This is a genomic window from Kribbella pratensis, assembly GCF_004366075.1.
In the GTDB taxonomy this organism is placed as follows: domain Bacteria; phylum Actinomycetota; class Actinomycetes; order Propionibacteriales; family Kribbellaceae; genus Kribbella; species Kribbella pratensis.
The window spans coordinates 1,013,241-1,031,598 of sequence record NZ_SODU01000003.1 but is presented as its reverse complement, the minus strand read 5'-3'; the positions used below and the strand labels follow the sequence as shown (position 1 = coordinate 1,031,598).

The following is an 18,358-nucleotide window of genomic DNA, read 5'->3' as shown; positions in this document are numbered from 1 at the left end:
ATGCGTCACGCGCACACCGTTGAGCAGGTTCGGGCGGCTGAGGCGGCGTTGATGGCGCGGCTCCCGGAGGGCACGCTGATGCAGCGCGCGGCGACCGGGCTGGCGGTTGCCATCAGCAACTTCCTCGGCGGCACGTACGGCGCCCGCGTGGTTCTCCTGATCGGTTCCGGCGACAACGGCGGCGACGCCCTGTACGCCGGCGCGTACCTTGCCCGCCGCGGTGCCCAGGTCACCGCCGTCCTGCTGTCGGACAAGCCGCACGCAGCAGGCCTCGCCGCCCTCGAAACAGCGGGCGGCCAAGCGATCCCCGTCACCGCGTCCTCCGCCTCCAACGGCACCACGGCCGCCCAGAGTGCTGTTGCCGGGGCTGACGTTGTGGTGGATGGGATTGTGGGGATCGGTGGGCGGCCGGGGCTTCGGCCTGAGGCGCTTGCTGTGGTGCAGGTTGCCGAGCGGTACGGCGTACCGATCGTGGCTGTTGACACGCCGTCCGGTGTCGACGTGGACACGGGTGAGACGCCCGAGCCGCACGTGAACGCCGCGCTCACCGTGACGTTCGGCACGCACAAGATCTGCCATCTCGTCGACCCAGCCGCCACGGCCTGCGGCCCGGTTCACCTCGTCGACATCGGACTCGACCTCCCACCCGCGCAAGTGCAGGCGCTCCAAGCCGCGGACATCAAAGCGCTCTATCCCGTCCCGCACGGCGAGTCGGACAAGTACTCCCGCGGCGTACTCGGCCTGATGGTCGGCTCCGCTCAGTACCCAGGCGCTGCGGTGATCGCCACTGCGGGCGCTCTCGCCGGCCCCGTCGGCATGGTGCGGTACGTCGGTCCGGACGCGGTGGCGAGCGCCGTCCGTGAAGCTCACCCGGAGGTCGTCGGCGACGGCCGGGTGCAGGCGTGGACCATCGGCTCCGGACTCGGCGACGAGCTCGACGTCCCCCGGATCCGCGAGCTGCTCGACGCCGAGGAGCCCGTGGTCCTGGACGCGGACGGTCTGAAAGCGCTCGACGATTCCGGCGACCACGTCGACGTACTGATCACACCGCACGCCGGCGAGCTCTCTCGTCTGCTCGGGGTCGATCGCGCGACCGTCGAGGCCGAGCGGCTGAAGTACGCGCGGCTCGCGGCCGAGACCTTCGACGTGACCGTCCTGCTCAAGGGCTCCACCACCGTGATCGCCGGTCCGGACGGCGAGGTCCGGGTGAACACGAACGCCACTCCATGGCTGGCGACGGCAGGTGCCGGCGACGTGCTCGCCGGACTCTGCGGCGCTCTCCTCGCCGGCGGCCTGACCGCGCTCGACGCGGCAAGCGTCGGCGCGTACCTGCATGCCGCCGCGGCCAACCTCGCATCCGGCGGCGGACCCATCACTGCCATCGCCGTCGCCCAAGCCCTCCCCGAAGCAACCCGCCGCCTCCTGAGCTGAACCCAGCAGAGGGACGCGCGGTAAGCGGTTGCGCGGCTCTGTGGTGCGGACGTAGGACTGGAGCGTTGCCTCCGCCGCCTTGGGAGTGTGCACGTGAAGCGATTCGCCGGGTTCGTGATGCTTGTCCTGCTCGCCGCGCTGCCGGTGCCGGCCGTGGCCACATCCCAGACGACCCAGCCGTACGTGGCTGATCGGCAGACGAAGATCGACGTGATGGGGGAGTGGGCCCATCCGGACGACGACACCAGCATCATCGGGCCGTGCGGTGTCTGGCATCAGCAGTACGGCGTCAAGTGCGGCGTGATCATGGTGACCCGAGGTGAAGGCGGCGGCAACGCGACCGGCCCCGAACTCGGGCCCGAGCTCGGTCTGCGGCGCGAGAACGAGGACCGCGTCGCGCACTACCGCTCCGGCACGGTCGACATCTTCAACCTGGACCGGATCGACTTCTTCTACAACCAGAGCGCGCCGCTGACGCAGTACTTCTGGGACGAGCAGGAGACGCTCCGGCGGGTCACGCGGGTGATCCGCGAGACGCAGCCGGAGATCTACATCGGCTTCACCCCGACCCTCGCGGCCGGCCACGGAAACCATCAGCAGGCCGGCCGGCTGATCTGGGAAGGCGTACTCGCGGCCGCCGACCCGAACATGTTCCCCGAGCAACTCAAGGGTCCGGACGCGCTCAGCACCTGGCAGGTGAAGAAGGTCTTCTCCGGCGGAGCCACCGCAGGTACCGGCGGTACGACGACCTCGGCCAATTGCACCACCGGATTCACCCCGACCGGCCTGGATACCGTCGCGGGCGTGTGGACCGGCTACAACTCGCCGTACACCTGGCCGGCCGGTAACACGCAAGGGCAGACCGCTGGTACGCCGAAGATCTGGCAGCAGGTCGCGGACGAGGGCCGCGCGGCGTACCCGACCCAGAGCCGCGTGATGTACAAGGGCACGTCGGTTCCCGCCTGTCCGCGGTTCGGCATGACCGAGTCGTTCGTGCCGTTCCAGCCGAACAGCAACGCGGCAGCGGGCCGCGACGACGCGATCCTGTTCGGAGCGACCAAACCCGATCCGGGCGGACTGCCGCTCGGGACGCTCGAGTACCTGACCTTCGAAAGGTTCTACAACGTCGCCGGTGAACCCTTCGAGGCCACCGTGCATCTCCGCGGAAAGCTTGCCAAGGGCAACGTCGCGCTGACGGTGCCGGCGGGCTGGTCGACCGACGGCCCGAAACCGGTCAGCAAGGGATCGAGCGCCGACATCACCTTCACGGTCACCCCTGCCGCTACCGCGACCGTCGACCAGAACGCGAAGGTTTCCGCGCTCTACACCACCACCGACCACGCGACCGGCTACACGGAAAACGTTGTACGGATCGTTTCCGCGGCCGAAGGCCGCTTCCAGCGCTGGGGGAACTGGCAGGAGTACGACGAGTGGCTGCGGAACACCGCACCGCAGGCGAACCGTCTCGGCCGCTCGCAGGCGATCCAGTCGATGGGCATCGGCCAGACCATCGACGTACCGGTCGTCGTCCACAACTGGTCCGCCGAGCAGCAGACCGGCGCCGTGTCCCTCGACCTCCCGGCCAACTTCACCGTCGACGCGCAGGCCAAGCCGTACGACCTCGCACCGGGCGCGGACGCCACCGTCACGTTCAAGCTGACCAACACCGATACGACCTTGCCCGCCCAGCAGAACGTCGGCATTCCCATTCGGACGGCGACCGGGAGTGAAACGCTGACCCTCACGCTCGTTCCGACGACGGTGATCCAGCAGGCGACGCCGGTCGTCGACGGCAAGGCGAACCCGGGTGAGTACCCGGGCCCGACGCTCGACCTCGGCCGGATCTGGCAGGGCGCGAGCACCTGCACCGGCGTCGACGACTGTGGCGTTTCGTCAACAGGAGAAGGCAATACGGCCAAGGTCAGCTGGTCCGGCGACGCGCTCTACTTCTTCATCCACGTCCGCGACGACTACCAGTCGTACGCCGTGACGCCGGCCGAATGCGTCGGTCACTGGCAGGCCGACTCGGTCGAGATCCTGCTCGACCCGCGCGGCACCGCGTCCCAGGACCTGAAAGACACCGCGAACACGTTCAAGCTCGGCATCTTCCCGTTCAGCCAGAGCGGCGGCCCGTGCTGGGAACGCGACGCGGACAACCACCAGGGCTACTCGAGCGGCGCCCTCGACACCGGCAACGCGCCCGGCGTGCAGGTTGCGTCGACCGCGCAGTGGGTCGGCAGCAACCAGACCACGGTCCCGCACGCGTACGCCGGCGGAGGCTACGACCTCGAGGTGAAGATCCCGCTCGCCGACCTCCCGTCCGCCGTCGACCCGGCACGGCTCGGGCTGAACATCACGCCGTACGACAACGACGACACCTCGGCTGCCGGTACGACGACGTTGCGGCATATCGACATGAGTACGCGACTCGGGTGGTCGGCGCTCGGCTCCGTGCAGTCCGACCCGTACCGCTGGGGGCTCGCCACGCTGCCCGGGTACACACCGCCGGCGGACCGCCCGACCACGCCGGCGCCGCCGGACGTGTCGAACCCGAACCTCAACGGCGTCCTGTCGCCGCAAACGATTGCGCAGTCCGCGCGCAACGGCGTACCGATCTCCGGCCGGGTGCCGACCGACGACCTCGAGATTCTGTCCTCCGCCGTGCGTGGCGACGCCGTACACCTCGTCACGTCGTCGAAGGGAAACGGCACTGCTCGCGCTTTCCTGACCAGTGGTGAGCTCGGCGCGATCCTGGTGTGGACGACGTCGTGCACGACCGACCCGCCTCCGGACTACGGGTTCACGCCGTGTGCGATCACCGACGGCGCGACGCCGCCGTGGTCACCGGACATGAGTGGTCACCTGGTGAAGCAGGCGACGCGGCAGGTCACCCGCGGCGTGCAGCACTGGACGATCCCGTTGACCGCGACCCAACAGCAGCAACTGAAGGACCGCGGCCACCTGCTCATCTCCTACGAGACAGCGAAGAACGAGGTCCAAGCCTTCGACATCCGCATCGCGTAGCGGGTCGACTGTCAGCGGGCCGCGGTGAAGTCCAGGCCGCCGGCGGTGGAGCGCAGCTGTAGTGTCGAGCTGTCGATCTGGTAGGTCAGCTCGCCCTTCAATCCCTTCAGGACAAGGGATTCCATCGTAGCGGCGTCCCCGGCGCACGCCCGGCGTGTGGTGGCCAGTTCGCCGAAGGTGACCTTGCCGGTGGCGCGTGCGACCACGCCTTGGAACTCGTTGCAACCGGTCGATCCGGTGACGCGTTCGCCGTTCAGCGTCAGCCAGACCTTCTCCAAGCCGGCGGGGAACGACGCTGACTGGCCGGACACGATCGAGGTGAGCTTCCACTTCGTTCCGTCGAGAGCGAGGTCCGGCTCCGCGGTCTCCTTGTCGAGCAGCGAGATCGTCGTGGTCTCGGTGCTGAGTACGAGCTTGTCGCCGTCCAGCTTCCAGGTCGGCTTCGACAGGAGAACCCTGCCGATCCAGGTGTCCTGGTTCTGCAGAGCACCCATGCAGCCCATCGCCGTCGACGTGATCTCCTTGCCGAGGCTCAGCCGGCCGTCGGACGCCGACACCGTGGTGTCCGACGAATTGCAGCCGGCGTTCCACGAGATCCGGCCGCTGGTGAACTGCAGCCGGACCCGGGTATTCGCGGCGAGCGGTCGCGGCTTCCCGTTCTCGGTGACCGACGTGGACAGGAACGTCCGCCCGGTCAACGACGCGCCCGAGTCGGGCCGGGCCGCGGACTCGTTGCCGCAGGCGGTCAGGGCCAGCAGAACCGTCGCGGCAAGCGCGATCATCCGTTTGTTCACAACTACAGGACGCCGCCTGGGACGCTAACGTTGCAGGTGAAGGGTTCGTTAATTCAGGGGCCGGAGTTGGCAGATCTGATCACGGTTCGATAACGTCACCGCCGTACGCGAGAGCGAACAGCACGACAAGGCCAGTCGAACTGGCCCTTCTGGGGATCCGTCCAATCGATCAGTTGAGGGCCGCGCTGGAGTTCTGGGGCATGCAGCGCGACCCGTCGAGCACACAAAGGAAACTTTTCGCATGCCCCTCACCCGAACTGCCCGGAGTCGCGCGATTCTGCCTGCGGCCCTCGTCGCTGTCGCCGGTCTGGTCGCCGTACCGATCGTCGTACACGCGTCCAAGGACTCGCCGGTCGCGACCGCGAACGCCGCGGACAGCACGGTGACAGCCCTGCCCAACGTCGGACGCGTGGAGACCTGCGTCCTCGATGCCTATTCCGGGTGCACCGTCCTGCACGGCTTCGGACAGAAGCCGGTCGCGATCACCGCGACCGCCTCCGGCCCCGCTATGTTGTCGATCGACCCGCGCCGCACCACCGATCAGAGTTACCGGCTGCGCGCGCTCCGCTACGACGGCCAGAGGTACCAGGCCGGCACCAAGCTGAGCTACACCGTCCACTACGACTTCGCCGCCGTAGCGGGTCAGCCGACCATCCCGGCCCCGACCACAGCGCCGACCAGTGCGCCGACGACAAGCACCCCGAAGCCGTCGCCGACGCCGACCAGCACGACAACCAGCACCAAGCCTCCGACCACCACGACGCCGACGACGTCCGCCCCGACGACCACGGCGCCGACGACAACCGCCCCGCCGGCGGCCGGAACCTGCAAGAACCCGGTCTGGTCGTCCTCGGACGCCTTCGGGACCTGGAACACCAGCGGCTACCTGGTCAACAACAACAAGTGGAACGAAGGCGAGGCCGGGCCGCAGAGCATCCACGCCTGCGGGTTCAACAGCTGGTACGTCACCTCGGACCAGAAGGAGCTGGCGAGCAACCCGGGATCGGTCAAGACCTACCCGGACACCCAGAAGAACTTCCCCGACAAGGCCATCAGCTCGTTCGGGAGCATCAAGAGCACGTACGCGAACTCCCAGTCCGCCCCGTCGTCCGGCGAGTACAACTGGTCCTACGACATCTGGCTGAACGGACTCGGCAACGAAGAGCTGATGATCTGGACGAACTACCGGTACCCCGGCTCGTTGCCGCCTGGTGACGCGCAGGACAAGGCGACCGCGACCATCGGCGGCCACACGTTCACCGCCTGGAAGCGCGGCGCCGTCGGCAGCAGGTACATCGCGCTCGCGATGACCGACCAGAAGGCCGTGAGCTCCGTCGACCTGAAGGCGGTCTTCGACTGGCTGGTCTCGAAGGGCTGGCTGTCCGGCACGGACAAGGTCAGCGCGATCGAGTACGGCGTGGAGATCTCCTCCACCAACGGCCCGCAGACCTTCCGGCTGGACGACTACTCGCTCACCACGTCCTGACCCAGCTCGCTCTCGCAGACCCCGGCGGCCACCGCGTTCACGCGGTGGCCGCTTAGGGTTTCGGTGTGACGGGACTCGTGATCTTCGACAACGACGGTGTGCTGGTGGACTCCGAGCGGCTGGCCAACACGATTCTGGCCGAGCTGCTCACGGAGGCCGGGCTGCCGTACACCTTCGAGGAGGCGGTGCGGGACTTCATGGGCGGGTCCATGGCGTCGATGCGCCAGAAGGCGGAGGCTCAGCTCGGGCGGCCGCTGCCGGCGGATCTCGAGGACCGGTACCACCAGCGGCTGTTCGACGGCTTTGCGAACCTGCAGGCGATCGAGGGGGTCGAGGCCGTTCTCGACCACCTGGACGAGCGCGGCGTCAGGTACTGCCTCGCCTCCTCGGGCACCCATCGAAGGATCCGTACGGCGTTGACCGCGGTCGGCTTCCTGCACCGGTTCGAGGGCCGGATCTTCAGCGCCGAGGACGTCGCGCACGGCAAGCCCGCCCCGGATCTGTTCCTGCACGCGGCCGCCTCGATGGGCGTGAAACCGGCCGACTGCCTGGTCGTCGAGGACAGCCCGCTGGGCGTCGCCGCCGCGGTCGCCGCCGGCATGAAGGTCTTCGGGTACGCCGGTATGACCGACCCCGCGAAACTCTCCGAAGCCGACACGGTTTTCCACAACATGACGGCCCTCGCGGCCCTGATCGACGGAGCCTGAGACACTGGAATGACCATGTCTACTCCTGAGTCACGTCCGGTCCGTGCTGAGGCCGTGGTCGATCTGGCTGCGATTCGTCACAACGTCGGCACGCTGCGTGCCCGTGCCGAGGGTGCGCAGCTGATGACTGTGGTCAAGGCCGACGGGTACGGGCACGGGATGGTCCCGGTCGCCCGGGCTGCCCGCGAGGCCGGTGCGGACTGGATCGGCGCCGCGGTTCTCGAGGAGGCGCTCGGACTGCGCGCGGCCGGTGACACCGGGCCGATCTTCTGCTGGCTGACCACCCCGGGCGAGCCGCTGGCCGACGCGATCGAGGCCGGGATCGACCTGTCCGCGGGTGCGCCCTGGGAGATCGACGAGGTCGTCGCCGGGGTGCGGGACCGCCCGGCGCGGGTGCACCTCAAGATCGACACCGGGATGTCCCGCGGCGGCGCAGTACCGGAGGCGTGGCCGGCGCTGATCCGCGCCGCCGTCCGCGCGCAGGCGACCGGGCAGATCGAGATCAAGGGCATCTGGTCGCACCTGGCCTCCTCTGACGAGCCGAAGAGCCCGGCGAACGAGTCCCAGCTGGCGACCTTCACCGAGGCGATCGAGGTCGCCGAGTCGTTCGGTATCGACGCCGAGTTCAAGCACCTCGCGAACTCGGGTGCCACGCTGGCGTTGCCGGAGACCCATTTCAACTTGGTCCGTCCGGGCGTCGCGACGTACGGACTGTCGCCGTTCGGGCATGCGCTGCCGTCGTCCGAGCTCGGGCTGCGGCCGGCGATGACGCTGAAGGCGCGGCTGGCGATGGTGAAGCGGGTGCCGGCCGGCGCCGGCGTCTCGTACGGGCTGACCTGGACCGCGCCGCGGCCGTCGACGCTCGGCCTGATCCCGCTCGGGTACGGCGACGGGCTGCCGCGGCACGCCTCGAACGGCGGACCGGTCCAGGCGTACGGCGCGCGGCGTGCGATCGTCGGCCGGATCTGTATGGACCAGTGCGTCGTGAACCTCGAGGACGACCAGGCCGCGGCAGGCGACGAGGTCGTGCTGTTCGGCCCGGGTGCGTCGGGCGAGCCGACCGCGGACGACTGGGCCGACGCGGCCGGGACCATCAACTACGAGATCGTCACTCGCCTGGGCGTCCGGATCCCACGCAGGTACATCGACAGCGAAAGGTAGACCGGCATGTCCAAAGCAGGGCGGACTGCTGGTCTGATCGGGGCCGCGGTCGGAGTGCTGGCCGCGGGAGCCGCGGCCGGGGTCGCGGTCGAGCGCCAGGTGATCGGCCGGCGCTCAGGGCAACGCAAACAGCTCGAGGCCGAGCCGTTCGGGTCCCAGCGCGGGACGCCGTACATCTTCACCGCCGACGACGGTGTCGAGCTGTATGTCGAAGTAGACGAGCTGAAGCGCTCACGGCGACCCGCACCACCGCCGAAGCGCCGGCTCGGCCGGAAGCTGCCGTTGCCGCCCGAGGACCTGACCGTGATCTTCGCGCACGGCTACGGCCTGAACATGGACGCCTGGCACTTCGAGCGCCGTGACCTGGCCGGCATCGGGACGATGGTGTTCTACGACCAGCGCTCGCACGGACGCTCCGGCCGGTCCGCGAAGGCGAACGTCAGCATCGACCAGCTCGGCCGGGACCTGTACGGGATCATCGAGCGGTTCGCGCCGACCGGGCCGGTGATCCTGATCGGTCACTCGATGGGCGGTATGACGATCATGGCGCTCGCCGAGCAGCATCCCGAGCTGTTCGGCGACCGGGTGATCGGTGTCGGCCTGTGCTCGACCAGCGCCGGCGGGCTGGACCAGGTGCCGATCGTGTTCCCGGGCAAGGTCGGAATGCTCGCGCGGGCGCTCGCGACGCCGACGGTCGCCGCGCTGGCCCGGATCCCGGACGTGGTCGAGCGCAGCCGGAAGGCCGGCACGGACATCAGCTACCTGCTGACCCGGAAGTACTCGTTCGGGTCCGAGGTGCCGCCGGCGTTCACCGAGTTCGTCAACGAGATGATCGCGGCGACGCCGATCGAGGTGATCGCGGAGTTCTACCCGATCTTCGCGCTGCACGACAAGTACGACTCCCTGGAGCCGCTGCAGAAGGTGGAGTGCGTGGTCGTCGGCGGCGACAAGGACCATCTGACACCGTTCGCCCACGCCGAGGAGATCGTCCGGCGGGTCCCCGGCGCCGAGCTGGTCGAGGTGAAGAACTGCGGTCATCTGGGCCTGATCGAGCACCACCGTGAATTCACCGCGGCCCTCCTTGGGATGATCGAGCGAGCCGAACAATCGTTAGGGGGTGTCTGATGGTTCCCCGCCTACTGCGGGGCACTCGGCACGGCACCTCGCCGCACGGGTGCAAAGGCCACGATGCTCCGCATCGAGACCTTCGCCCCCGCACGCCGATGCACCGCACCGAGCACCTCCTCGCGACGGCGTGGAACCATCAGACACCCCCTTTAGGACCCTCCTGATGACAGATCTGCACGTCGTCGACGCCACCCAGGAACACGTCGACGACATCGTCAATGTGATCCACCACGCCTTCTCCGCGCGCCGGGTTCTCGACCCGCCGGCGACGGCGTTGTCCGAGAACGCGACGACCGTGGCCGCGGCGATCGCCGAGCACGGCGGGTTGCTGGTGCTGAGCGACGGCGTTCCGCTCGGGGCAGTGCTGTTCGAGCAGGTCGGTGACGTCCTGAACCTGCGCCGGGTGTCCGTCGACCCCCGGTACCAAGCCCGTGGCGTCGCCTCGGCGATGGTCGGTTGCGCGGAGGAGGTCGCCGTACGTCGGGGGCTCAGCCGGGTGAACCTGATCGCGCGGGTCGAACTGCCGGACACCGTGGAGTTCTGGAGGCGGCGGGGGTACTCCGTCGTCGACCAGCAGGCGCACAACCTGACCTTCGCCAAGGCGATGCCGATCGAGTTGACCGTGCCGACCGCCGACGAGATGCAGGCGATCGGCGAGGAGCTGGCCGGTCAGCTGCGGGCGGGCGACGTACTCGTGCTGTCCGGCGACCTGGGCGCGGGCAAGACCACGTTCACGCAAGGACTCGGCGTCGGGCTGAAGGTGCGTGGGGCGATCACGTCGCCGACGTTCGTGATCTCGCGCGTGCACCCGTCGCTGTCCGGCGGCCCGGCGTTGGTGCACGTCGACGCGTATCGCATCGGCGGCTTCGCGGAGCTCGACGATCTCGACCTGGATGCGAGCCTGGAGGACGCGGTCACAGTGGTCGAATGGGGTCATGGGCTGGCCGAGGCGCTGGCGCCCGATCGGTTGGACATCGTGGTGACCCGTGGGGACGACGACACCGACGAGACGCGGTCGCTGCGGATCACTCCGGTGGGTCCGCGATGGGCCGCATCCGGCGTCCAGGTATCCGTACTGGAGAAGAACTGACATGTTGCTTGCCTTCGACACCTCGAGTGCCGCTGTCACCGTCGCACTGGCCACGCCGGCCGGCGAGGTCGTCGCCTCGTCGACGACCGTCGACGCCTTGCGCCACGGGGAACTCCTCGCGCCCGCGATCGCAGCGGCGCTGGAAACGGCAGGAGTCACGCCGCGCGACCTGACCGGGATCGCGGTCGGCGTCGGCCCGGGTCCGTTCACCGGGCTGCGGGTCGGACTCGTGACGGCCCGGACGATGGGCGAAGTGCTGGGGATCGAGGTCTCCGGCGTGTGCAGCCTCGACATCATCGCGCGGCAGTCGACGCTGACGTTGCCCGTCGCGGTCGCGACGGACGCGCGGCGCAAGGAGATCTACTGGGCGCTGTACGACGGCCCGGCCGCGGACGGCAGCCGTCGGCGGCTCGAGGGACCTGCGGTCGACAAGCCTGCCGAGGTCGCCCACGTGCTGTCCGGGCTGCCCGTGATCGGCCGCGGCGCGGTGCTGTACGCCGAGGCGCTGGGCGTGACCGCTGTCGAGGTCCCGGAGTACCCGTCGGCCGATGTGCTGGCGACGGGCGTGGCAACCGGGACGCTCGAGGTCGTCGCGCCGGATCCGCTGTACCTGCGCCGGCCGGACGTGACCATGTCCAGCGGGCCGAAGAGCGTGCTGTGAGACCTGCGATCAGAGCGGCGCGTCCGGACGACCAGGCTGAACTGGTCGCGTTGGACGAGCTGTGCTTCGGCCCGGCTGCCTGGAGCGCGGGCGCCTGGGCGGACGAGTTCGACCGGCTGAGCGAGGACCGGGTCGTCCTGGTCGCGGACGAGGGCGCGCTGGTCGGGTACGTCGTCCTGCTGCTGCCTCCGGTCGCGCTTGATGTGGTCGAGGTGCTGCGGATCGCGGTGACCCCGGCAGAGCGCCGTACCGGGATCGGCGGGCAGTTGCTGACGGCGGCGCTGGACCGGTGTGCCGGCCGGACGGTGTTGCTGGAAGTTGCTGCGAGCAACGAATCGGCGATCGGGTTGTACCGGGGCTTCGGCTTCGAGGAGATCAGCCGGCGCAGCGGGTACTACGGCGCCGGCGAGGATGCGGTGATCATGCGGTGGCGGGAGGAACAGTGACTACAGAGCCCCTGATTCTGGGGATCGAGACGTCGTGTGACGAGACCGGGGTCGGGATCGTGCGCGGGCAGACGCTGCTCGCCGACGCGATCGCGTCCAGCGTCGAGGAGCACGCACGGTTCGGCGGGGTCGTCCCCGAGGTGGCCAGCCGGGCGCACCTCGAGGCGATGGTGCCGACGATCCGGCGCGCCTGCGAGACGGCCGGTGTCAAACCGACCGACGTCGACGCAGTCGCGGTGACCAGCGGGCCTGGCCTGGCCGGCGCCTTGCTCGTCGGTGTCGCAGCGGCCAAGGGGCTGGCGTTGTCGCTGGACAAGCCGATCTACGGCGTGAACCATCTCGCGGCGCATGTCGCGGTGGACACCCTGGAGCACGGCGATCTGCCGAAGGGCTGCGTCGCGATGCTGGTGTCCGGTGGGCACTCGTCGCTGCTCGCGGTCGAGGACATCACCGACGGCGTCGTACCGATGGGCAGCACCATCGACGACGCGGCCGGTGAGGCGTTCGACAAGGTGGCGCGGGTGCTCGGGCTGCCGTTCCCGGGCGGGCCGTGGATCGACAAGGCGGCGCGCGACGGCGGGGACCGGCTGTACGTGACGTTCCCGCGCGGGCTGACGTCGCAGCGGGACCTCGAGCGGCACCGGTTCGACTTCTCGTTCTCCGGGTTGAAGACCGCGGTCGCGCGCTGGGTCGAGGCTCGGCGGCGGGACGGCGAGGACGTGCCGGTGAACCATGTCGCGGCGGCGTTCCAGGAAGCGGTCTGCGACGTACTGACCCGCAAGGCGATCGACGCGTGCAAGGACCGCGGTTTCGAGCACCTGCTGATCGGCGGCGGTGTCGCGGCGAACTCGCGGCTCCGGGCGATGGCCGAGGAGCGTGCGTCCGCGGCGGGTATCGCCGTACGGGTGCCGCGGCCCGGCCTGTGTACCGACAACGGCGCGATGGTCGCCGCGCTGGGCTCGGAGCTGGTCCGGTCCGGGAAGGCCCCGTCGCCCCTCGATCTTCCCGCCGACTCGTCCATGCCGATCACGGAGGTACTGAACAAATGAGGTGGACCGGCCCGGACGGCTTCGAGGCGGACGACGACGCCGAGCGGATCGACGTCGATGTGGTGCAGGGCTTCCTGAGTACGTCGTACTGGGCCGAGGGGATCCCGCGGGAGGTGGTGGACCGAGCGATCGCCGGTTCGCTGAACCTCGGCGTGTACGGCGCGGACGGTGCGATGGTCGCGTACGCGCGGATGGTGACGGACCGGGCCACGTTCGCCTGGCTGGCCGACGTGTTCGTGCTGGAATCGCACCGTGGGCACGGCCTCGGGAGGTTCGTCGTGTCGACCTTGCTCGAGCATCCGGACTTGAAGGGCCTGCGGCAGATCCTGCTGGCGACCGCCGACGCGCACGAGCTCTACCGGTCGTACGGCTTCAGCGAAACGCCGCCTGGACGGATGATGGCGATCCGCAGGGAACCGGCCGAGTTGTACGTGCGGCCGTGAGGCGTCCGGGTGTCGATCTCGTCCGGCACCCGGCGGGAGCGACCGAGCTGGTGCTGCTCGCGCACGGCGGCGAGGAGCACTCGCTCGCCGACCCGCACCTGTGGCGCCCCGCGGTGCTGCGGTTGTGGCCGTTCGCGCGGGCCGCGCGGTCGGTCGCGCCGAACGCCGCCATCGGGTTCCTCCGGTATCGCTTCCGCGGCTGGAACGACGCCGGCGACGCGGCGACCGATCTGCGGACCGTCCTGGACGAGCTGCCGCCGGTGATCTCGCGCGTGCTACTGATCGGGCACTCGATGGGCGGGCGAGCCGTAGTCGCCGGCGGCGATCATCCGCGGGTGGCGGGCGTCCTGGCGCTGGCGCCGTGGCTGCCGCGCGACGAGCCGCTCGTCGCGCTTCGCCCGCCCGTCACGTTCGTGCACGGGACCGACGACACGATCACGTCTCCCGAGGGCACGACGGCGTACGTGCAGAGGTTGCGTGCGGCCGGGACAGCGGTGACGACGTACTCGCTCGCCGGGGAAGGGCACGCGATGCTGCGGCGGCCGAAGGACTGGAACCGGCTGGTGGCCGAGTTCGTCGCCGGGATCCCTGCCGGTGGTGGCGACGAGCACTTGCCGACGGTGCGCGATCAGACGGCGTCGGCGATCGGCGAGATCGCGATCGCTCGATTCCGGATGGCCGTGAAGGAACGGTTCCGGGCAGGTTAGTGGCGGGTCTCCGGGGAGTTGCGGCAGCGGACGCAGCACCTCGCCCGCCGGCTTGTCGCCCGGAGACCCGCTCGCGAGATCGATCATATGTTCGAATGTGCGGCGAACGCAAGTCCTGATTGTTGGGCGCGATGGCGGCCGGGTGTGGTGCCGACGACAGCGGCGAAGGCTGCGATGAAGCCGCTCGGGTTCGCCCATCCGCAGGCGTGTGCGACGTACGTGGTGTCGTGACCGTCCGCGAGCAGGACGAGAGCGTGGTAGATGCGGAGCTGCGTGCGCCATTCGTAGTACGTCATGCCGAGCTCGTTGCGGATCAAGCGGCTCAGAGTGCGGGCGCCGGCTCCGGCCTTGCGCCCCAATTCGGCTAGGGGTGTGTTGTCCGCGGGGTTCTCGCGGAGGAGTTCGGCGATGCTGCGCAGGCGGTCGTCCCGCGGTTCCGGTAGCTGCAGTGGCTGCTCCGTCGCCTCGTGGAGTTCGTCGACGAGAACGTGCTGGAGGCGGGTGCGGGCGTCGGGCTCGAGGTGGCGGCTCGTCAGGGCGAGTACGACCTCCCGGGCGAGACCGGAGGCCAGGAACACTGCCGGACGGTCCGGGATGCTCTCGGCCAGTGGTGCGGGGAGGAACACGATCCGCATGTCGGTCTCGCCATGGGCGCGGTGCTGGTGGGTGAACCCGGCCGGCGTCCAGGCGATCCGGTTGGCGGGCACGATCGACGTACCCCGATCGGTTTGCACGGCCAGGACGCCGCGGGCGGCGTACACCAGGTGTCCCTCGTCGTGCGTCTGCACAGAGCTGGTGCCGCCCGAGGCCCAGTGGTGGGCGCCGGCGGACGGGAAGAGTTCCGAGCGGAGAGGTTGGCGGCTAACGGGCATAGCTTGGCATTCTATCGGTGGTCGGCCATGCCGCTCTGCGGCGAGAGTGAAGGCATGAGTGCGACGATGCGTGCCGCGGTGTGTGTCCGGGCGGGTGGTCCCGAAGTACTGGAGCTTCGCGAGCTACCGGTGCCGGCGGTTCGGGACGGCTGGAGTCTGGTGCGGGTACACGGAGCCGGTCTGAACCGGTCGGAGCTGCGGACCCGGCAGGGGCATTCGCCGTCGGTGCGGTTCCCGCGGGTCCTCGGGATCGAATGTGTCGGCGTTGTGGCTGCCTCGACCGATCCCGCCGTACCGGAAGGGACGACGGTCGCGGCGGTGATGGGGGAGATGGGCCGCGCGTACGACGGCGGCTATGCGGAGTACGCATTGTTGCCGAACGCAACGTTGATGCCGGTGGCCACGACGCTGCCGTGGGACGTGCTGGCCGCGCTGCCCGAGACGTACCTGACGGCGCAGGGCGCGTTGGACGCGTTGGGGATCGAGCGCGGCGCCCGGCTGCTGATTCGCGGTGGTACGTCGTCGGTGGGGATGGCTGCCGCGGCGATCGCGGCCGGGTCCGGGGTCGAGACCGCGGTGACGACGCGGCAGGCGAGCAAGGTCGATGCGCTGACCGCAGACCATGTGGTGGTCGACGCCGGTGAATCGCTGGGCGGATCGCTGCGGGAGATCTGGCCTGACGGACCGGAGTACGTTCTGGACCTGGTCGGCGCGCGTACGGCTGTGGGCTCGCTGCGGCTCGTCCGTCGCGGCGGCACGGTGTGCGTGGCGGGTTCACTCAGTGGGTGGTTGATCCAGGACTTCGAGCCGATCGCGATGATCCCGTCCGGGACTCGGCTGACCGCGTTCCACAGCGAGACGATGAAGGGTCGCGCGGACGTGCTGCAGCGGATCGTGAGCGAGGTCGAGGGCGGCGTCTACCGGCCGAACGTCGACCGTGTCTTCGAGCTGGACGAGATCGTCGCGGCGCACCGGTACATGGAGGACGATCAGGCGACCGGGAAGCTGGTCGTCACCCTGCGGCACGAGTAGGCGACGGCGTCGCGGCCGATGCGCGTGATGACGAGGGTCGCCGACGCCGATCCCTTCGGTGCGAGCTTCTTGCGTAGCTGGGCCGGGTCGAGGTCGACGCCGCGCTTCTTGATCTCCAGGGTCCCGATGCCCTGGGTGCGGACCCAGGAGCGCAACGCCTTCTCCTTGTAGGGCAGCTCTTCCAGCACCTCGTACGCCGAGGCTAGCGCCGTCGGGACGTACGTCGACGCCGTGACGTAGGCGATGCGGGGATCCAGCAGCCAACCGTCGACCGCTGCGGCGACGGCGGTGACCAGACCAGCGCGGACCACTGCACCGTCGGGCTCGTAGATGTACTTGCCGACCGGACCGCTGTCGGCCTCCGGTGCGTCGGTGACGCTCGCACCGCCGGGGAGCAGCGTGGCCCGCCGGGACGTGCCTGGGGAGAGCTGCCCCGACCAGAGGGCGGCCTCCTTGACCTCACCGGAGTCGCTGATCCATTCGGCTTCCACACCTTCGGGGATCGCGTCGTGCGGGATGCCGGGCGCGACCTTCACGCATGCAGTCCGCTGGAGGAGCTGGGTGACGAACGACCACGGCGGCGAGTAGGCGTTGTGGTCGAACACGCGCCGTCCATCGGCCCGGCGCGCGGGGTCCGCGAAAACCACGTCGTACGGCGTGAGGTCGGTGGACTCGGCTTCGCCTACCAGTACCTCGCCGGACAGCCCCAGTGCGGACAGGTTGGCGCGGGCGGTGGCTGCCGTCTCTGGATCGCGTTCGACTCCGGTGACGTGCAGTCCGGCGCGTGCGGCGCTGATGAGGTCGCCGCCAATTCCGCATCCCAGATCGACCACGCGGGCGCCGGGCAGGGTGGCTGCGAGGCGTGCGGCTCGGTGGGTGCTGACCGTGGTGCGGGTGGCTTGCTCAAGGCCGTCTGGGGTGAAGTACATGCGTTCTGCGTCCGGTCCGAACTTGGCGACGGCGCGGTGGCGTAGTGCGGCTTGGGTGACCGCAGTCGTGACAAGCGGTGCGTCGTACCGGCGTCTGAGCTTCTCGACGAGTTGGAGCTCGTTGCCAGGGCGGTACTCGGCGCAGGCAGCAGCCAGTACCTCAGCGCCCGGACCCTCGAGCAGCGCGGTGACACTCACCCCGCAACTTTAGAGGGGGCTCGAACAGCTCCTGCTCCAGCTACGGGTTGCCATCGAGTACAACCGCCAGTTCATCGCAGAGCGGGTCTTCGGGCCGTAGATCCCGTCCACTACCAGGTGGTGCTTGCGCTGGACGGTCTTGACGACCGCGCGGGTGTTGCTGCCGTAGATGCCGTCGACGGCGAGCTTGGAGCCGTAGCAGAAGTTCAGGTTGCGCTGGAGGACCTGGATCGCGGTCTCCGGGTCACCTGTCCGGCTGGAGCCGCGGTACGGGTCGTCGCCGTACATCAGGTTGCAGGTGGTGCTGGTGCTGCCCAGGATCGACGGCATCGGGATGCCCCAGCTGCGGTTCACCGGCACGAGGCGCGCGGACCTGCACTGCGGCAGAGCGGCTGCTGCCTTCAGCTCGGCGGCCGTGGCGTCGTGGGCGACAGGCTGGTCGGCCGGCGCCTTGGCCGCCGGCGCTTCGGAGACCGGCGCTGTGGACACCGGCGCTGCGGCGGGTGGTGACGGGTTCTTCGACGCGTTGGCGGCGACGGCCCCGACGACGACCGCGCCGACCGCGGCCAGTAGCGCGATCGTCCGCCCCGACGGCTTCGGCAGCGCCGGTAACTTGAACGCCATGGCCCCTCCTCTGATCGCTCTGAGAGAACGGTCGCACGTGCCGGCGGGTCCGGCCCAGCGTTCGGCCACATTCCGTACCCGCCCGATCACCGGGTTGCCGAGATTGTTTGGCACTCGAGTTGACCGAGTGCTAATCGCGGCCTAGATTCGGTGTTGGCACTCTCGGTGTGAGTGTGCCAACGGTCCGGCCTCCTGACCCCCGCGACGGCAGGGGAGCGCGACCACATGTCACAGACAAGCGAATTCGACCGTGGAGGTCAGCAAGTGTCGGTCACGATCAAGCCGCTCGAGGACCGTGTCCTCGTCGCGCCGCTCGAAGCCGAGCAGACCACGAAGTCCGGCCTGGTGATCCCGGACACCGCCAAGGAGAAGCCGCAGGAGGGCGAGATCCTCGCCGTCGGCCCGGGCCGGATCGACGACAACGGCAACCGCGTCCCGCTGGACGTCAGCGTCGGCGACAAGGTCATCTACTCCAAGTACGGCGGCACCGAGGTCAAGTACGACGGTCAGGACTACCTGATCCTGGGCGCCCGCGACATCCTCGCAGTCGTCAGCAAGTGACGAACGCCCGCTGTT

General features: G+C 69.4%; 18 protein-coding genes. 14 read left to right on the top strand and 4 right to left on the bottom strand.

Annotation, left to right across the window (positions count from 1 at the left end; all coding sequences use genetic code 11):
• Together EV137_RS29160 and EV137_RS29155 are read left to right on the top strand one after the other, a co-directional pair.
• Entirely contained in the window at window positions 1-1,431 is a 1,431-nt protein-coding gene (locus EV137_RS29160) for an NAD(P)H-hydrate dehydratase (RefSeq protein ID WP_134131530.1), read from the top strand.
• 93 nt (window positions 1,432-1,524) lie between these two features.
• Complete coding sequence (locus EV137_RS29155; RefSeq protein ID WP_238175618.1) at window positions 1,525-4,455, top strand: PIG-L family deacetylase; 2,931 nt, start codon at window positions 1,525-1,527, stop codon at window positions 4,453-4,455.
• Window positions 4,456-4,466: 11 nt separating this feature from the next.
• Here the strand turns inward: EV137_RS29155 and EV137_RS29150 are convergent, their stop codons facing one another.
• A complete protein-coding gene (locus EV137_RS29150) occupies window positions 4,467-5,249 on the bottom strand; it encodes an META domain-containing protein (RefSeq protein ID WP_238175617.1) in 783 nt (260 codons plus the stop codon).
• Between the two features lie 241 nt (window positions 5,250-5,490).
• Between EV137_RS29150 and EV137_RS29145 the strand changes: the two genes are divergently transcribed.
• From EV137_RS29145 to EV137_RS29100, 10 genes are all read left to right on the top strand, one after another.
• A complete protein-coding gene (locus EV137_RS29145) occupies window positions 5,491-6,735 on the top strand; it encodes a GH12 family glycosyl hydrolase domain-containing protein (RefSeq protein WP_134008702.1) in 1,245 nt (414 codons plus the stop codon).
• A gap of 65 nt (window positions 6,736-6,800) precedes the next feature.
• A complete protein-coding gene (locus EV137_RS29140) occupies window positions 6,801-7,442 on the top strand; it encodes an HAD family hydrolase (RefSeq protein ID WP_134131529.1) in 642 nt (213 codons plus the stop codon).
• Window positions 7,443-7,457: 15 nt separating this feature from the next.
• Window positions 7,458-8,603 carry an alanine racemase gene (gene alr / locus EV137_RS29135; RefSeq protein WP_134131528.1) on the top strand — a complete coding sequence of 382 codons (1,146 nt, stop codon included), beginning with the start codon at window positions 7,458-7,460 and terminating at the stop codon, window positions 8,601-8,603.
• 6 nt (window positions 8,604-8,609) lie between these two features.
• Window positions 8,610-9,728: an alpha/beta fold hydrolase gene (locus EV137_RS29130; RefSeq protein WP_134131527.1), complete on the top strand. Its 1,119-nt coding sequence runs from the start codon at window positions 8,610-8,612 to the stop codon at window positions 9,726-9,728.
• 166 nt (window positions 9,729-9,894) lie between these two features.
• Window positions 9,895-10,821: a tRNA (adenosine(37)-N6)-threonylcarbamoyltransferase complex ATPase subunit type 1 TsaE gene (tsaE, locus tag EV137_RS29125; RefSeq protein WP_134008714.1), complete on the top strand. Its 927-nt coding sequence runs from the start codon at window positions 9,895-9,897 to the stop codon at window positions 10,819-10,821.
• Between the two features lies 1 nt (window position 10,822).
• The gene (gene tsaB, locus EV137_RS29120; RefSeq protein WP_134131526.1) at window positions 10,823-11,482 is read left to right on the top strand and encodes a tRNA (adenosine(37)-N6)-threonylcarbamoyltransferase complex dimerization subunit type 1 TsaB; all 660 of its coding nucleotides are present in this window, start codon (window positions 10,823-10,825) and stop codon (window positions 11,480-11,482) included.
• On the top strand, window positions 11,479-11,928 hold the full coding sequence (locus EV137_RS29115) for a GNAT family N-acetyltransferase (RefSeq protein WP_134008720.1): 450 nt from the start codon (window positions 11,479-11,481) through the stop codon (window positions 11,926-11,928). Before tsaB ends, EV137_RS29115 begins: the two co-directional genes overlap by 4 nt.
• Window positions 11,925-12,977 carry a tRNA (adenosine(37)-N6)-threonylcarbamoyltransferase complex transferase subunit TsaD gene (tsaD, locus tag EV137_RS29110; RefSeq protein WP_134008723.1) on the top strand — a complete coding sequence of 351 codons (1,053 nt, stop codon included), beginning with the start codon at window positions 11,925-11,927 and terminating at the stop codon, window positions 12,975-12,977. The genes EV137_RS29115 and tsaD overlap by 4 nt, the downstream gene beginning before the upstream one ends.
• The gene (locus tag EV137_RS29105) at window positions 12,974-13,420 is read left to right on the top strand and encodes a GNAT family N-acetyltransferase (protein WP_133782203.1); all 447 of its coding nucleotides are present in this window, start codon (window positions 12,974-12,976) and stop codon (window positions 13,418-13,420) included. The genes tsaD and EV137_RS29105 overlap by 4 nt, the downstream gene beginning before the upstream one ends.
• The gene (locus tag EV137_RS29100; RefSeq protein WP_134131525.1) at window positions 13,417-14,127 is read left to right on the top strand and encodes a dienelactone hydrolase family protein; all 711 of its coding nucleotides are present in this window, start codon (window positions 13,417-13,419) and stop codon (window positions 14,125-14,127) included. Before EV137_RS29105 ends, EV137_RS29100 begins: the two co-directional genes overlap by 4 nt.
• Before the next feature lie 83 nt (window positions 14,128-14,210).
• Here EV137_RS29100 and EV137_RS29095 read toward each other — a convergent pair whose 3' ends face one another.
• Window positions 14,211-14,999 (bottom strand): helix-turn-helix domain-containing protein, encoded by a 789-nt coding sequence (locus EV137_RS29095; RefSeq protein ID WP_134131524.1) that lies wholly within the window; start codon window positions 14,997-14,999, stop codon window positions 14,211-14,213.
• A gap of 54 nt (window positions 15,000-15,053) precedes the next feature.
• On the opposite strand from EV137_RS29095, the gene EV137_RS29090 reads away from it, so the two are divergent.
• Window positions 15,054-16,031 carry a zinc-binding dehydrogenase gene (locus tag EV137_RS29090; protein WP_134131523.1) on the top strand — a complete coding sequence of 326 codons (978 nt, stop codon included), beginning with the start codon at window positions 15,054-15,056 and terminating at the stop codon, window positions 16,029-16,031.
• Here EV137_RS29090 and EV137_RS29085 read toward each other — a convergent pair.
• Together EV137_RS29085 and EV137_RS29080 are read right to left on the bottom strand one after the other, a co-directional pair.
• A complete protein-coding gene (locus EV137_RS29085; RefSeq protein ID WP_134131522.1) occupies window positions 15,989-17,158 on the bottom strand; it encodes a class I SAM-dependent methyltransferase in 1,170 nt (389 codons plus the stop codon). The genes EV137_RS29090 and EV137_RS29085 overlap by 43 nt on opposite strands.
• A gap of 9 nt (window positions 17,159-17,167) precedes the next feature.
• The gene (locus EV137_RS29080) at window positions 17,168-17,782 is read right to left on the bottom strand and encodes a peptidoglycan-binding domain-containing protein (protein ID WP_134131521.1); all 615 of its coding nucleotides are present in this window, start codon (window positions 17,780-17,782) and stop codon (window positions 17,168-17,170) included.
• A 264-nt stretch (window positions 17,783-18,046) separates the two neighbouring features.
• On the opposite strand from EV137_RS29080, the gene groES reads away from it, so the two are divergent.
• Window positions 18,047-18,343: a co-chaperone GroES gene (gene groES, locus EV137_RS29075; RefSeq protein ID WP_133782216.1), complete on the top strand. Its 297-nt coding sequence runs from the start codon at window positions 18,047-18,049 to the stop codon at window positions 18,341-18,343.
• Window positions 18,344-18,358 lie beyond the last annotated feature (15 nt).